The 15820-nt window shown below is 59.5% G+C and carries 16 protein-coding genes; 2 read left to right on the forward strand and 14 right to left on the reverse strand.

The features are described from left to right. Positions 1-43: 43 nt before the first annotated feature. Together P9250_RS12530 and P9250_RS12535 are read right to left on the reverse strand one after the other, a co-directional pair. Positions 44-292 carry a hypothetical protein gene (locus P9250_RS12530; protein WP_244829630.1) on the reverse strand — a complete coding sequence of 83 codons (249 nt, stop codon included), beginning with the start codon at positions 290-292 and terminating at the stop codon, positions 44-46. 26 nt (positions 293-318) lie between these two features. Then, complete coding sequence (locus P9250_RS12535; RefSeq protein WP_310393320.1) at positions 319-822, reverse strand: lecithin retinol acyltransferase family protein; 504 nt, start codon at positions 820-822, stop codon at positions 319-321. A gap of 412 nt (positions 823-1234) precedes the next feature. Between P9250_RS12535 and P9250_RS12540 the strand changes: the two genes are divergently transcribed. Beyond that, positions 1235-1531: a hypothetical protein gene (locus P9250_RS12540; protein ID WP_244829628.1), complete on the forward strand. Its 297-nt coding sequence runs from the start codon at positions 1235-1237 to the stop codon at positions 1529-1531. Between the two features lie 84 nt (positions 1532-1615). Beyond that, the gene (locus P9250_RS12545; protein ID WP_310393322.1) at positions 1616-2374 is read left to right on the forward strand and encodes a protein phosphatase 2C domain-containing protein; all 759 of its coding nucleotides are present in this window, start codon (positions 1616-1618) and stop codon (positions 2372-2374) included. Between the two features lie 4 nt (positions 2375-2378). Here the strand turns inward: P9250_RS12545 and P9250_RS12550 are convergent, their stop codons facing one another. From P9250_RS12550 to P9250_RS12605, 12 genes are all read right to left on the reverse strand, one after another. Continuing rightward, positions 2379-2636, reverse strand: a complete 258-nt coding sequence (locus P9250_RS12550) for a BrnA antitoxin family protein (protein WP_250467102.1) — start codon at positions 2634-2636, stop codon at positions 2379-2381. Beyond that, the gene (locus tag P9250_RS12555; RefSeq protein ID WP_310393324.1) at positions 2614-2892 is read right to left on the reverse strand and encodes a BrnT family toxin; all 279 of its coding nucleotides are present in this window, start codon (positions 2890-2892) and stop codon (positions 2614-2616) included. The genes P9250_RS12550 and P9250_RS12555 overlap by 23 nt, the downstream gene beginning before the upstream one ends. Positions 2893-2951: 59 nt before the next feature. Next, the gene (locus tag P9250_RS12560) at positions 2952-4259 is read right to left on the reverse strand and encodes a sigma-54-dependent Fis family transcriptional regulator (protein ID WP_250493429.1); all 1308 of its coding nucleotides are present in this window, start codon (positions 4257-4259) and stop codon (positions 2952-2954) included. Beyond that, positions 4256-7315 carry a peptidase domain-containing ABC transporter gene (locus P9250_RS12565; protein ID WP_310393326.1) on the reverse strand — a complete coding sequence of 1020 codons (3060 nt, stop codon included), beginning with the start codon at positions 7313-7315 and terminating at the stop codon, positions 4256-4258. Before P9250_RS12565 ends, P9250_RS12560 begins: the two co-directional genes overlap by 4 nt. A 37-nt stretch (positions 7316-7352) precedes the next feature. After that, complete coding sequence (locus tag P9250_RS12570) at positions 7353-8105, reverse strand: peptidylprolyl isomerase (RefSeq protein ID WP_250467109.1); 753 nt, start codon at positions 8103-8105, stop codon at positions 7353-7355. A 72-nt stretch (positions 8106-8177) separates the two neighbouring features. Beyond that, positions 8178-9551, reverse strand: coding sequence for an HlyD family efflux transporter periplasmic adaptor subunit (locus P9250_RS12575; protein ID WP_244829623.1), 1374 nt, complete (start codon positions 9549-9551; stop codon positions 8178-8180). Further along, positions 9529-12045 carry an FHA domain-containing protein gene (locus P9250_RS12580; RefSeq protein ID WP_310394142.1) on the reverse strand — a complete coding sequence of 839 codons (2517 nt, stop codon included), beginning with the start codon at positions 12043-12045 and terminating at the stop codon, positions 9529-9531. Before P9250_RS12580 ends, P9250_RS12575 begins: the two co-directional genes overlap by 23 nt. A 202-nt stretch (positions 12046-12247) precedes the next feature. Continuing rightward, positions 12248-13678 carry an efflux transporter outer membrane subunit gene (locus tag P9250_RS12585; protein ID WP_309964064.1) on the reverse strand — a complete coding sequence of 477 codons (1431 nt, stop codon included), beginning with the start codon at positions 13676-13678 and terminating at the stop codon, positions 12248-12250. Positions 13679-13955: 277 nt separating this feature from the next. After that, complete coding sequence (locus P9250_RS12590; protein WP_250493431.1) at positions 13956-14237, reverse strand: hypothetical protein; 282 nt, start codon at positions 14235-14237, stop codon at positions 13956-13958. Between the two features lie 27 nt (positions 14238-14264). Further along, a complete protein-coding gene (locus P9250_RS12595; RefSeq protein ID WP_250493432.1) occupies positions 14265-14549 on the reverse strand; it encodes a hypothetical protein in 285 nt (94 codons plus the stop codon). A gap of 334 nt (positions 14550-14883) precedes the next feature. Then, the gene (locus tag P9250_RS12600) at positions 14884-15330 is read right to left on the reverse strand and encodes a DUF4399 domain-containing protein (protein ID WP_244829620.1); all 447 of its coding nucleotides are present in this window, start codon (positions 15328-15330) and stop codon (positions 14884-14886) included. A 36-nt stretch (positions 15331-15366) separates the two neighbouring features. Further along, on the reverse strand, positions 15367-15804 hold the full coding sequence (locus tag P9250_RS12605) for a DUF4399 domain-containing protein (RefSeq protein WP_244829619.1): 438 nt from the start codon (positions 15802-15804) through the stop codon (positions 15367-15369). Positions 15805-15820 lie beyond the last annotated feature (16 nt).

Raw genomic sequence — 15820 nt, forward strand, 5'->3', positions numbered from 1 at the left:
TGTCAAAGCCGGGACTTCGCGCGGCTCGGGCGCTTTCGCTGTATCAGGCGGCAAGCCGTTGCGGGCTCATCGACGGGCGTCTTGCTTGCGGGGGAAACACGTTCCAGGTGCCGTCGTCGTGCCGGAAGAAGATGATCGCGAGCGGTCCGTTCGCGTGCCACGCCTCGATGCAGACGTAGCGCGAGCCCGTGACCTGCGAGCGACACAGCCGCACGACGCGTGCCGGATGCGCCGCGCTCGGGGCGAGCCATTTGTCGACGGCCCAGTGCAGCGAGTTTTGAATGGTGTGCATGATGGTCTCCTTTCTGGTCAGACCGTTCAGGCGGCGAGTGCGGCGTTCAGGCGGCGTTGCCGATCGGCAGCGACATAGGCGCGAAACAATCCCGTCACCGCGCGCCACGCCACGCGCGGATGGGCGAAGCAGGCGCGAACCTGGCGGCTTTGGCTTTGGCCGAACAGGCACCACGTCACGAAGTGCTCGCAGTTGTTGGTCAACAAGCGATACCGGTCTTCACCGAGCCGGCTGCGGGCGCGGCGCACTGCTTCCAGGCCGACGAAGCACGCGGTCGGGTTTTGGCGGATGGTCACGTCATGGCCGCCCGCGAATTGCGCGAGACTGACTTCTTCCACCGGACCGCGATGCAGCGACTTAGCGAATCCCGCGTAATGGATAACCCGGCCGTCGCCCGCATAGAGTCCGTGATGTTCGTAACCCGAGCGGCGCGTGACGAGTTCGGCGCCTATGGCCGGTTCGTCATCGAACGACAGGCTGCACGCGGCAGCTTGGGTATCGTTCGTTCCGGACGGTTGGGTGTTCGACATGGCTCGCTCCGATTTTTGGTCTCGTCGCGCCGAAGTGTCTGTTCGGCGGCTTGTTGCGGAGTCTTTTGCAGGTTTCTTGCCAGTCTTCGTAAATGTTTGATTTATATAGAAAATCACCGTTTTACGTTAGATTCCCGATAGCGGTTGGTGATTATTAACCAACAGTCTAGGAGGGCGATGTGTTGGCTCCAGAGCATCAATAGAGCGCCCGTGCGCGTTCGGTTCGTAGTGTTGGTCGTTCGGTTGTCTGCCAACAGCGGTTGTTGGCGACGGTCCAACTGATGGCGCAAGGCGCGGGCATCGACATAGGGCGAAGGCCGCATCGAATAAGCCGATGGCGGAGGCGCATGCATATCGGCATAGCCCTTGCATAAGTGCCCGCATCGAATTCGAGCAAACAAGGAGAGCCGTAATGAGCGCAATCACCATCACCGATCTGGATCACGACCGCGAACTCGATCGCGCGGCGATGTTGGCCATCAGTGGCGGCGGTGGCGCGCCTTGGCTCTTCGGCTGGATCACGCCATATGTCGCGGACCGTCAGCAAGGCGGTGGCGGCAGCAGCGTGGTGAACATCTACGACATCACGAACAACATCAGCGTCGGTCAGATGGTCAACCAGTATCAGAGCGTCGATGTGAACAACACCGGTGCGGGCGCGACGCTCACCGTCAGTCCCAACGCGCTGTCCAGCAATCGCGCGGGATAAGCTCGGCGGTTGAGTGCACAATGACTGGGGCCGCGCGCCTCGGCCGACCGCATGACGCGCCAGTCAGGACCTTGGGAGGTTGCCGTGACCTTCAGCAACGAGTTTCGATGGACATCCGCTGCGCGCACCGACGCGGGCCTCGTGCGTCAGATCAACGAAGACGCGCTGCTCGATGCGCCCGAACGTGGCCTGTGGGCCGTCGCAGACGGCATGGGCGGTCACGCGGTTGGCGATCTGGCGAGCCGCATGGTGATCGAGAGCTTGGCGAGCATGACGGCACAAAGCGCACTGGCGGATGCACGGGCGCATTTGCTCGATATCAACGCGCGCTTGCGTGCGGAAGCGGCGCGACGGCAGGTATCGCGAATCGGCAGCACGGTGGTGTTGCTGGCTGCGCGAGACGGCGTATGCGCCTATCTGTGGGCGGGCGACAGCCGTATCTATCTACTGCGGCGCGGGCGGCTGCGGCAACTCACGCGCGATCACAGTCACGTGGAAGAACTGAAGGCGCGCGGACAATTGACGGCGGAAGAGGCGCTGCATCATCCGGCGCAGCATCTCATCACGCGTGCGGTTGGCGCGCTCGACTTCCTCGATCTCGACGAAGATTCCATCACGCTGCACGATGGCGATACGTTCCTGCTTTGCAGCGATGGTCTTTCGAACGAAGTGAGCGAGGACGAGATGGTGGCGCAGCTTGCGTTGAGCAGTTGCGAGCTCGCGGCGCAGAGGCTGCTGGAGATTGCGCTGGAACGCGGCGGGCGCGACAACATTTCGGTTGTCGTCGCGCGTGCGGAGGATTTGATGGCTTCGGATAGGACGCAGGTTAATCCTGGCCTGTAAGCGCTTACGAATGGCGCTGCTGATGCATCTGCATATACGCGCGCAGAAGCCGATTGATGCGCGTTTGATACCCCTTCCCTTGCTCACGAAACCATTCGAGCACGTCTGCATCCAGCCGCATGGTGACGGCCTGCTTCGGCGGCACATGCAGTTGAGCCTGTTCGAAAAAGGTGTCGTCAAGCTCCGGGATTTCAGTCAGGTCGATATCGGCGTCTCGTGCCTGCTCGAGCCGCTTCCAGTCAGTTGCCGATTTTTTGCTCATAGCGCTTTGCCTCATGTCTGGTTGCCTTGCGCGCCGAGATGATTCGCACCGCGTCTGCGCACCGCTCGACATACACTACGACGCCCACCGTGGCGCTCATCCAGCCCAGCGCTATCCAGCGCTCCTCGCCGTAGTCTTCCCGCGAATCCAACCAGGTCAGAACCGGATGGTTGAATACGTCTACTGCGTCTCGAAAATCAATGCCGTGCTTCCGAATGTTGGTCTGGTTCTTGACTTCGTCCCATTCGAAATGCACGCATCACCCGTATTGACAATTGTATGTACAGTCTAACACGGACGATCACTACATTGAAGCTACTGTCCTTCCCTGCTCTTTTGCGCCGCAAGCCTGAAGTCCTTCGAATGCAGCCCGTGCTTCTTTAAAAGCATCTGCAGATGCGACCGGTTCATCTCATACCGCCGCGCAAGTTCGGCCACCGTGCCGCCCACTTCATGCAGCCCACGTTCCAGAAATGCGCGCTCCGCTTCGTCACTCGCAACGCGCTTGGCTTCGCTCAGCGAACTCGCCGTCGCAATGCCGTTGCCATTCGCGGCAGGACCGCCCATCGCCAATGAGAGCGATGTCTTCGGCCGGATGTCCAGCGGAAGATGCTCGATATCCGCCATCTCGCCTGCAAGACAAGCGATGCGATAGATGATGTTGCGCAACTCGCGGATGTTGCCGGGATAATCGTAATTGCGCATGAAGTCCCTTAAGCGTGGGGACATCTTGATGGGCCGGCGCTTGAGCGTGGCCGCCGCTTCATCGCCGAAGTAAGACAGCAAGAGCGGTATCTCGTCGCGGCGTTCACGCAACGCGGGCAAGGTCAGATGAATCACGCTCAAGCGATAAAACAGGTCTTCGCGAAAGCGACCTTCATCGCAGAAGCGCCGCAGATTGCGATTCGTCGCCGCGACGATGCGCGCATCCACCGAAATGGCTTCATCCGAACCCACGCGTTGAATCTCGTGCGCTTCGAGCACGCGCAACAGCTTCACCTGCCCAACCAACGGCAGCTCGCCAATTTCATCGAGAAATATGGTGCCCGTATGCGCGCTCTCGAACTTGCCCTTGCGGTCGTTGGTCGCGCCCGTGAACGCGCCCTTGCGATGCCCGAATAGTTCGGATTCCAGCAGATTATCCGGAATGGCCCCGCAATTCACGGAGATATAGGGCTTGTCCGCGCGCGAACCATTCGCATGAATGACCTTGGCCATCAGTTCCTTGCCCGTGCCGCTCTCGCCGTCGATCAGCACGGGAAGATCCGTAGGCGCGGCTTTTTCCGCTATTTCCAGGGCTTCGAGCAGCTTCGGGTTATCGCCGAACGTGCCTTCGAATACGAAGCTGCGTTCGATCAAGGCCTGACGCCGCGAGCCCGGCGACATGTCGCGTCGAGGTTCGGCGGCAGCGGCCTGAATGAAGCGCTCCTTGTGCGAAAGCTGCATGACCTCATCGCGCAAGGAACTCGCCTGACGCAGAAGCTTTTCTATCTCGGGCCGCTCCAGCCGCGATGTCCATCGCAAGGTGGAACGCAAAATCTCGATCTTCTCGATGATTCCCGCATACGATATGGCCGATGCGGGCACGCCGCTGTCGCTTTCCGGTTGGTCTAGTATTTTCATGCTGCGCTCAGTTGCTTCTGCACGAGTTGGTAATACATGCCCTTTCTTGCGACCAGCTCATCATGCCTGCCCTGCTCCACGATACCGCCTTCATACAGCACCAGAATCTTGTCGGCACGCATGATGGTGGAAAGCCTGTGCGCGATGATGACCGCGGTGCGTCCCTTGAGAATCTCCTGCATGTTGCCGAGGATATTGCTCTCGGATTGCGTATCGAGAGCGGACGTGGCTTCGTCGAAAACCAGCAGACGTGGGTCGTGATACAGCGCGCGCGCAATACAGAGCCGCTGAATCTGTCCACCCGACAAACCCACGCCACGTTCGCCCACCACCTGCTCATACCCTAGCGGCAGCTTGACGATGAACGCATGCGCATCCGCCATCTTTGCCACTTCCTCGATACGCCTTCTATCCGGCGACTCCTCGCCGCTCGCGATGTTCTCCGCTATCGTGCCCGAGAACAGCAAGTTGCTCTGCATGACGTAACCAATCTGCGCGCGATAAAATCCCTTGTCGATGACGCTCAGGTCGTAGCCGTCCACTGTCATCTTGCCTTCGCTCGGCGCATAGAAACCAACGAGCAGCTTGGCAAGCGTCGTCTTGCCTGAACCGCTTCTTCCGACTACCGCGATGAGTTCGCCGGGCTTGATATCGAAGCTGATATTTTCCAGCACGTAAGGCGTGTCGCCTTCGCCATAGCGAAAATACACGCCGTTAAAGCTGATTTCGCCCTGCAAGTCGGGCAACATCACGCGCTGCTCCATCTCCGAAGGTTTCTGCTCCGGGTCTATGTCGAGCACATCGCCGAGACGCTCCATCGCCACGCCGGCATCGTTCACAAGACTCCATAAGTTGATGAGGCCCATGAGCGGCGACAGCACGCTACCCATGAAAGCATTGAACGCAATCAACTGGCCGATGCTCAGTTCGCGCGAAAGCACGAGGTTTGCTCCGACCCACAATACGGCGATAGTCGTACCTGCATTCAGCAACTGGCTGCACAAGCCTACGCCGATATTGAAGCGTTGCGACTTGTATTGCACTTCGAGCGACTTTGCGTACTTCTTTTCCCACTTGAGCCGCACCGCACGTTCGATGCCCATCCCCTTCACCGTTTCCACGCCGCCCAAGGCTTCCATGAGAAACGAACGTGCGTCTGTAGCCGAAGAAAACGCTTCGCGCGCATTCTGCTTGATGCGCGGCGTGGCGAGGATGGTAAGCGCCATCATCGGAATGACGAAGGCAATCAGCAACAAGGTCAGCTTCACGTTGTAGAGAAACATGATCGTGAAGTAGATGAAGATCATCAGCAGATTGAGTACCGTCGTCACCGTGGATTCGGTGAGAAAAGCGCGAATGGTGTGGTTTTCCTGGAAGCGCGCGAAAACGTCGCCGGTCTTGCGCTTGGCGAAAAAGCTGAAGGGCAGCGAGAACGTGTGCCTGAAGAACTGCGACATCATCGCGAAGTCCATGTTGCGCACCATGAAGTTCGCAAGATAGGCACGAATGGTCGACATGAGTTGAGTGAACAGGTTCGAGATGATCAACCCGCCTATCAGCACATGCAGCAAGCTGACGTTCTGATGCACGATCACGCCATCGAGAATGTTCTGGATGATGAGCGGCGGAATCACGCCCAGCACTTGAATCACGAAGGTCGCTAGAAACAGATGCAACAGGACCTTCTTGTACGGCTTCAGATACCCCACGAAGCGAATCCACGGCGAACGCGATACCGCTTGCTGCGCCATGTCCTGCACCGGAGAAAACAGCAGACATGTGCCGCTCCAGCCGCGCTCGAACTCGCCCACGGTCATCTTCTTGAAGCCGATGGCCGGGTCCGCGACCCACACGTTGTCTTTCGAAATACCGTAGACGATGATGTAGTGATATCCCTCCCAATGCGCGATGAACGGCATCTCGAAGCCGCGTAGCGACTCGAACGTGCACTGCACGCCGCGCGTGGTGAAGCCGAGCGCATCGCCGGCGCGCGCAAGACTGTCGAGCGTTGCGCCTTGCGTCGTGACGTTCGCCAGTTCGCGCAGTTTGCCGAGCGTCATGTTGATGCCGTAGTGCTTGCAGATCATCGCAAGACACGCGGCGCCGCAATCCATTTCCTCGGCCTGCTCGACCCACGCAAAGCGCTTGATGACGCGCTCGCCCATCTCGGGCTTGGTGTGGAGATCGAGCATCGACGGCAGTCTGCGACGCTCGGCGAGTTTCTTCTGACGCTGCAGTTCGCGCTCGCTGAAACGAATGCGTTCTTCCAGCACTTCGCGCAGCTTCACATTGCGCTCGATGATGAAATGCACCGTCTTTTCAGGGATGACGAGCAGGCGCGTGTCCGTGAGCGCAATGGCCGACGCCATCTGCTCCTGACGCATCACGCACGCCTTCTCGCCGAAGATTTCACCGGGCCCGAGCGTGGCGAGTACATGCTTTTCGTTGCCGTCTTCGCGCACGATCCGCACTTCGCCCTGCCGCACGACATAGAGGCGCCGGTCATCGCGCGAGTCTTGCTTGAAGATCTCCTTGCCTTCGCCGACGCGCTTGACGCCCACGCTGCGCACGCATTCCTCGAGTTCGGCCTTGTTCAATTTGCCGCGCAGATCGAACAGTTTCGCGACGAAGCCGCCCGCCGAACTGATCGCGACGAAGCTCGTGACGAACGCGAGCGCAGCCGGGTTTCTTGCGATAATCGGCTCGATCGCATTGCGCGGGATGAACAGCAGTTCGGTCTTGCCTGAAGAGCGCACCGACGATTCATGGCGATACTCGCGCAGCATGGCGATATCCGCGAACGTCTCGCTCGCCTTCTTCACTCCCATGCTGATTTCCTTGCCGTGCTCCTCGGTAAAGATGCGCACAGAGCCGGCCTTCACGACATAGAGCCCGTCGGCGGAATCCCCCGCATTGCACACGGTTTCACCGAAGCCAAAGCGGCGCGACTGAGCATGTTCCGCGAGTTGCGCGATCTCCTCGCGCGTGAACGGCGAAAGAATCTCCACGGTCGCGAGAAAGTCGGCGGGCGCATCCAGGCTCGAAGGGGCGTCCATATCGTTCGCTCTGTCGTAGTTTCGGCTTGGTTCTGGCTTAACGTGCTTCGATCACATGTTCCTGCGCGCGCGCCACCAGCCATTCCTCGCGCAATAGCCGGCGAATCTCGGCTGCAACGTCCTGATCGAGCTTCGCGGGATACTTCGACGTAACCGAGAAAATCTCATAGGAAGAGCCATCGGCGGAGATGAACGGGCCGAGCAGATCACCGGCTTCTGCATTGAAGACCTTCGCTTCTATCTCCGGCTTGAGTTGCCCGCGCATCACGCGGCCTATCACGCCGCCTTCTTCGCGCGTATCGGCGAGCGAATGTTCGCGGGCCATGTCCGCAAAGCTGTCTGGGTCGTCGTTGAGATATGAGATCATCTCGCGCGCGCTGCCTTCGGTATCGAGCAGAATGTGGCTCACTTCGATACTGTCGAACTTCGGCGAATTGAGCTGAAAATATTCTTCGACCTCGCGCTCCGTACCGATGTTTTCAAGCATTTTTTCCTGATACAGCGTGTCGGTGATGAACACTTCGAACTCGTCGAGACTCACGGAAAGCGCATCGAGATAGTTGTTCATGTCGGCCGCGCGATGCAGCCCGCGAATGCGACGGAACTGGTCGGCGCGCGTTTGGATCTCATCGTCGCTTAGCTTGACGCCCGCCTTCTTCGCCGCGCGCACGGTCAGCTTGTCGCGCACCAGTTGCTCCAGCAGGCCGTCGAACTGGCCGTTGAGCTTCAACAGCCTAATCAGTTCGCCGACATCGACCACTTCGTCGTCGATTCGCACTATCGCCGTCATGTCGTTCTCCGTTGATTTGAGGATGCATCTCGCAGCATGTCCGACCGGTTCCGCGTGCGTAACCCTCCTTCCCTATCCCGCCACATTGCGGAAGGGGTCGAGCCCGAGGTCGATGAGCCGGCGCTCGCGCACGACGATCTCGGCAGTGGCGGTCATGCCGTAACGCAGCGGATATTTCGTGTCGGCGACCTGATAGAAGTCGCGATCGAGTGTCACGCGTCCTTCGTAGACAGGCTGCTTCGTGCCAGGGCTCGGCTTGGTCGCGGGCGAGATGAACGCGAGCGTGCCGTCGATCACGCCATAGCGTTGGTAAGGAAACGCGTTGAATTTGAGCTTGACGTGCTGTCCCTCGCGAAGAAAAGCACGATCGTGTTCCGCAATTTCGATCTTTAACACGGGCCTGGCGTTGGCGGGGGCAATGCCGCCCAACGGCGTGTTTGCCTGAATCTTGTCACCGGTCTGCGTGGATGTGACATCGGTGACGACGCCCGATACCGGCGCGAGTATTAGCAGGAAATTATCCTTGTCGATATTTTCGAACTTGATGCGCGCGGCAGCATCCGCCACGAGCCGCGCGGTCTGTAGTTGCAGACGCAACTTGTCTTCCGTGCTCGCCACTTCGCGCATGGCGGATTCATATTGCAAGCGCAGATTGGTCGATTCCTGTCCGCTCGTTTCGAGTTGCGCCTTCGCCTGCGTGAATTCATGGCTCAGACGAAAATCCAGTTCTGCGAGTTTCGACTGTTCCACGCGATATCCGCCATCGGCTTCGAGATACGCGTTGCGTTTGACTTCCACTTGCGATTCCGACACCCCGCCGCCGCCCGGCAAGGCAAAGAGCCGCGTGAAGCGGTCGAGTTCGGTCTTCGCGGCATCGCGTGCGCGGCGGGCGTTTTCGAGCACGCTGCGTTGTTCCTGCAATTGCGCCTTCTGTCCTTCCGCGAGCTTGCTCGTGCCTTCGTTCACGCGCTGTTGATGCTGATGCTCTTCCACTTCCATCTGATTCTTCAGCGCGACGATCTTGCGCTGCATGAGCAGCTTCTTCTCGGGGAACTGCTTCCATTCGCGTTCCGCATCGTCGAGCTTGAGTTGCGCTTCGAGCGCATTGGTCGCCGCTTCGATTGCACCACGTGCATTGAGGCGCGCGACGACGTCATCTTTGCGTACGGGCTGGCCTTCCGCGATGAAAAGCTCGGCAAGCTCGCCGTCGATCGGCGCGTAGAAGCGCCGCACTTCGGACTCCGGCGCGAGCGTGCCTTGCGCGGCCACGGTGACATCCGCATGTCCCACGAACGACCAGACCAGCGCGGACGCGACCAGCGCGACCATCGTGTAGATGAGGGCTTGCGTCAGGCGCAGCGGCTCGGCCGTGAGTATGGCGATACCTTCCGCGCCATGATCGACCAGCGCTTCCGATAAAGGTTTAAGGTGCGCGTCTTTCTTCACCGCTCGTGCCTCCCGTGGTTGCCGTCGTGATGGTGTTGGCACCGATCAAGCCGAGCTTGGTCTTGAGCAACTGCGGTTCGAGCACCATGCGTAGATCCTGCAGCGAGCGGCGCTGCAGGCTCGACTCGTTGTCTATCTCGCTTGCAAGCGCCGCCCACTTACCGTTGTCGGCCTTCACTTGCCGGAAGATGCGCATGCCGCGTGTGGCCGCATCCTCGGCATCGGTGAGAAGTCGCGCCTGACTGCGGAACGTGTCCGACACACCCGATTCGAGCCGTTGCGATCCGCCGATGCCACCGTTCGTCCGATACTGATTCCATAGCGTCTGTGCTTGCGACATGAGGCTTTGCGCGCGGGCAGCAGCCTTGTCCCGGAGCGAAGCGACATCAGGCGCGACCTTGTTTGCGAACCACGTGTCGCTATCGAGATCGAGCGTTTCGTAGAACGACAGCAGCGCTTCGTCATAAGCTTTCGTGCCGCGCGCCTTCTGCAAATCTGCGTATTGCGCGGCCACGGCTTTCTTGTGCGCGAGTTCCTTTTGCGCCGTCGCGGACCATGAGCCTTGCGGCAATTTCTGCAACCCGTCCAGCGCATCCGGCGTCTTGCCGTCGCGCCAGGCATCGGCGATTGCAGCGTATTGTCTGAGCACCTCAGGTGGCGGCAGTTGATCCGCACTGATCTGTTGATACCGCTCCTGAAAAGGCGGCGTCGAAAAATTCGCCGTATTTATGGATGCGGCAAGCGGTGCGAGGCTCGTGCCGCTCGCCGCGCTGCGCAGATCCGCATAGCGCTTGAGATCGGCGCGCACGCGATCGAGGCCGCCCAGTCGCGGATATTTGTCCGCATAGTCCTTGAGCGCGCCGTCGATGGAATCGAGATCGTCTTGCGCAAGACCTTTAACGATGGTCCCATTCAATCGCTCGATAGCCGCGAGGTAGACAGAGTCGTCGCTCTGCAGCTTGCGCAGATGACTAAGTGCAAGCGCATACGGCTCGCGAAACTCGGGCACATAGCCCGCAAGCCGGTCGAGATCGCGTTGATGCCCCGACGCATCCGCTTCCCAGTGCTTCAGAATTGCGCCGATCCGTCCTTCATCGTCATACATGCGAATGGGCGCATCAGGACCTCCGCGGCTCATTACGAAGCTCTCCAGTTTGCCTATCCAGTCGAGCTCGTCGATCATGGAGCGCACATCGGGATTGTTCTGACCGAGGGCTTTCATCTGCGCGATGATGGCGTCGGCGTTCGCGAAGTCACCATGTTGCAACGCGGCCAGCCAGCGCGGAACATTTCCCTTGAGCACGGCTTCCGTGTTCATCGCGGCGAATTGCGTGTCTTGCGGATGCGTAAGCAGATAGTCGCTCGTGACGCTCGCAGCTTGTGCATAGTCGCCCTGCGCCAGCAGCGATTTCGCCTGACGTTCGTTCGATCCGCTGTAAAAGAGCGCCGCACCACTGGCGAGCATCGCGATCAGCACACTCGCTGCAATCATGCGCGTGCGGCGCGTTGTACGACGGTCATCGCCTGCGAAGGCCGTATGCAATTCGGAAACGAAAAGCGCCGTCTTGCCACGCCGCTTCTTTTCAGGAGCGGCTTCTTTTGCGGGGACAGGCTGCGAATCCAGATTGATTTCGTCTTCGATCGCCGCAGCTTGATCGACGCAAAAGATATCGAGGAACGAGTGCGCCGATCCGACGAAGGTCGTCTTGTCGCTGTCGAAGTTATTGTCGGCATGCGAGGCAGCCATTTCCGTGAGCGTCGATTCGCTCTCTTCGCCATGCAGATGCACGACATAGACGAAATGCGTGCCTCCGAAGGCAAGCGTGTCGCCGTTCTTCAGTTCGACCGCTGACTCGCCCAGGCGCGCGCCATTCACGAAGGTGCCGTTGGTGCTGCCAAGGTCTTCGACGAACGGCGCCGCGCCCTTGACGAACACATGCGCATGCCGCCGCGATACGTAATTCACCTGATGTGGATACTGCTCGCGATGACGCGCAAACGTAGCGTCGCTCTTGCTCACGAGAAACGGGAATTGCAGCAGTTCGACGGGCTGCAAGTTCAGGTCGTTGCGCTGCGGAACGAGCGTGATGCTCAAGGGCTTGACGGCCACGTTGCGGCGCTTGCGCGGTGCAAATTGCACGCGGTATGCGAGACGGTTGCCGAACCCGATCTCATCGCCCGCACGAACGCGCACGGGCATTTCGCGCACGGGTGTGCCATTCACGGCGGTGCCGTTCTTGCTGCCGAGATCGGCGATATAGACGAGGCCATGCTCGATGAAGATGCGCGCATGACGACGCGAGAGTTGGGCGACGGCTTCGGGCGGGCTGGTATCGAACGGTGCTTCCGCACGGCCAATGGCGAAGAGATTTTCGTCGATACGAATCTCCGCCAGATTCTCGCCGATTCCGTTACGAGCGAGCGGCTTCAGGACGACATCGAACGCTTCGCCCACGTTCGGCTGCTGTTCCGCTATCGGATCGCCTGGAGCCATGTCCATGTCACGAAGTGAGTCCACGAGCCTCGAGCGGCGCATGGAGCGGATGGGTCGTCCCGCCAGCCGAGCTATGCGACGGCGGGTGTTGAAAGTTTAAGTCACGCATTATCGTAGTCAATCGTGCAGCACTGGCTTAAAACGCCATACGCGAGCCGCTTGAGGCGATATGGAACGATCGTTAGCAAAGCTTGAGGATTGCTCACTGAGGTGTATCCGTGGATGCGTTCTGAACATTCACCGTTGGCCATCCGCCGCCGAGCGCCTTATAGAGCGTCACCGTATCAGACAGGATCTGCTGATGATTGGCGAGCAGCGCAAGCTGTGCGGCGAGCAAGGTGCGCTCGGTTTCAAACACTTCCAGCTGAGAAATCACGCCTTCCTTGAGCTGCGCGTCGATCTGCGCCGCGACGATGGTCAGATGCTCTACTTCCTGTTGCAACTCGACGCGCTGCTTCGTATGCGAATCGAGATTCACGAGCGCATTCTCTACTTCCTCGAACGCGCTCATGACGGTGCTGCGATATTGCTGTTCCGCGACCGTGGTTTGCGCTTCGGTGGTCTTCACGTGAGCACGAACGCTCGGATCGAGAACCGGGATGTTGATGCTTGGCAGAAAGCTGAAGGTGAAAGTTTTGAGCAGGTCCGTCAGCGCGAAACTGGCGCTGCCGCCGCGCCCGGTGAGACTGATGGTCGGCAATTGCGCGAGCTTCGCCTGACCGACGAGGTCATACGATTCGAGCACGCGATACTCCGCCGCGACGAGATCGGGACGCCGTGCGAGCAACTGCGATGGCAGCCCCGACGGCACCGGCGGCGCCTGCACACGCGTTTGCAGATGCCCTTCCGGCAGCTTGAATTCGCCTGCGGGAACGCCTGTCAATGTAGCGAGCGCGTTATTGGCAAGATCGCGCGAACGGCGCAATTCCAGCAGATCGCGCGTGAGGCGGTTCAATTCCGCGCGCTGCGTCAAAACCTGCGTATGGGGCACGAGACCGTTCTTTTCCATGCCCTCGAAGATCGTCAGGATTTGCCGGTTGGTCGCGATGGTCTTCTTCTGCTGCTCGATCTGATCGTCGAACTGAAGAATCTGGAAGTAAGTGGTCGAAACGTTGGCGACGAGTTCGAGATAACCCGCGCGCCAGTCGGCCTCCGTCGCGCGAAATTCGGCCTTCTGGGCTTGCACGCCTTTTTCCACCGCGCCCCAGATGTCGATGTCCCAGTTCACTTGCGTGCCCAGGTTGTATTGCTTCGAAAACATCTGGCCAGTGGTCTTTTCGAAGCTCGCGCCCGCACCCGCATCCATGGAAGGCAACGCGCCCGCACGGGCCTCGCCGATCTGCGCGCCCGCCACGTTGATGCGCGCGGCCAGCACCTTGATATCGAAGTTGTTGTCGATAGCCTGGCCGACGAGCGTATCCAGTGCGGGATCGTGGAACTGCTTCCACCAGTCGGGCTGAATGGTGGCAGCCGCTGCGACCTTGGGCGCGTCGATCTTGGTGAAGGCGGTCTTCTCAGGCGTGTCCGGGCGTTGATAAGTCGGCACCTTCACGTCGATGCAACCGGCGAGCAGAGCAAGCCCGCTTGCAAGGCCGACGCGTAGCAGCCCAAAGCGCAAAGAGCCTAAGCGCATAGAGCCAAAGCGCAACGATGGCAACAAGGCTTGCACGATCTCGCTCCCGGTGAACGCGCACCGACGGTCAGGTTGAGTGTGGAGGCGTCGCGGCCCGGCTCGTCGATTCATCGAGTAAATCACAAGGCGGAACGGGATGCCATACGGATCGAATCGGAGGCCGCCCGCCGTCTTGCGAACGGCGGGCGGGTATTGCAAGCGAGACTCCCCGTGCCTCGCCTTTACCGCGTAACCACATTGATGCTTTACCGCGTCACTGCCGCTTTTATTCCCGGCTTCACGAAACAAACGGCGTGAACACGTTGATGTTGCTGACGTTGTGTGCGTCCTGCTTCGGCTTGACGTTCGAGGTCATGTCGCTTGCGAACGCAGCGTTGAGGCCGTTCTGGTTGAACGTGTTTTGCGTCTGGTTTGCGAGTTGTTCCGTCGTACCGCTCAGATCGAACGCGCTGCTGCTATAGAACGGCATGAGGAAATTCATGCCGCCGCGCACGGCCGACATTTCGTCACGGTCCATTTCGGCTTGATGGGAAAGATCGCGGATGGTCAGAGTGGACATGATCGAAGGCTCCTGGATAAGGTTGATTTAGCTCAGTACGGGACTGGCGCCAAGGTTGACGGTGCTGATGTTCTGCGCTTCCTGCTTTGGCATGACGTTCGACATCATGTTGCCGCCGAAGGCCACGCCCACGCCGTTTTGATTCACCGTGTTCTGGGTCTGGCCGATCAGTTGCTGCGTGCTGAACGAAGATTCGAACTTCGTGATGTCGATGCCGGGAAACAGGAACGACATGCCGCCGCGCACGGCCGACATCGTCTGGCGATCGAGCTCTTCGGTAACGGGCAGGTCTTGAATGGTCAGCGTGGTCATGGCGGTTCTCCTTGGGACTTCGCGCTTTGCGCATCGGGTGGTGGTTGGCGACAACTTGTTTGCGTGAGCTGTTAAATGCATAGGGTGTGCCAGTCGTCGTTCGATGCGGAAAAATATCTAGCAAAGCCTTGTCGCACATAAGCACGGTCGACGTAATGCGCTCTCAAACTCGACCCACTGATGATGGTCTTCTACCAACACTTCGGACTCCAACTGTCCGTTATCGAACGACATCGCTTTTCTCGGGCCCGAGACGAACGCTCTCATCCGCGAAACGTCTGCGGATATGGCGTATCAACAGGGAAAGGCGGCGCTTAAGGCATGCGCGCGCCGCTTACTTGACGTAGATCGTGATCTTCTTCGAATACACAGGCGGGTCGGTCGGGATGTGCCGGTCATCGCCCATCAAGAGCTGAAGTGTGTGCTTGCCCGGCGGAAGTTCGATAGTCGTTTCCGTTTCGCCCGCGCCGTAGTGCAAGTGATTGCGGTCGGACGGAATCTCCTGATCCATCGGCGGCAAGTCCGTATCGATCAACAGGTGATGATGCCCCGTGTTAGGGAATTTGACGCCGCGCGGCGCCACGCCCATGTACCGTAGACCGAACCACACCTTGATAGGCTTGCCCGCCGCGAAGGTCTGGCCATCGTTTGGATAGCCGATATAGGCGTAAGCGTTGGCGGGCGCCGGCGTCGGCCCCGCTACGGCGAATTGCACTGCAAACACAGCGGCAAGCAATGCAAAACGTGATAGCGCGATTGCGCTGACGGTTCGGTTCTTCATGTCACTCCCCTGGGCTGCGCGGTTGCCGTGCATGCTTCATTTCATCGTGATGGTGATCTTCTTGGAATAAACAGGAGGATCGTGCGGTACGTGGTTGTAGTCGCCCATCAGCAGCTGTAGCGTGTGCTTGCCCGGCGGAAGTTCCAGGCGCGCATCGGTCTCGCCCGCGCCATAGTGAAAGTGATTGCGGTCGGAGGGAATCTCCTGATCGAGCGGCGGCAGGTCAGTATCGATCAGCAAGTGGTGATGTCCGACGTTGGGCATGTCCACGCCCTTCGGACAGACGCCCATGTTGCGCAGTCCCATGCGTACCCAAAGTTTGCCGCCCGAGATCACGGCGCCGTCGGGCGGCCAGATGATGTATGCCTCGGCGTTCGGCGGAGCGGGAGTGCGCTGACGCGCGGCGGAAAAAGACGTATCGGCGGCGACGGCGGCGAGTGAAGCCAGTGCGCCAAGCACGGTTCTTCTCAACATGTTGTGCATGCCTCTT

This window comes from Caballeronia sp. LP006 (assembly GCF_031450995.1).
In the GTDB taxonomy this organism is placed as follows: Bacteria; Pseudomonadota; Gammaproteobacteria; order Burkholderiales; family Burkholderiaceae; genus Caballeronia.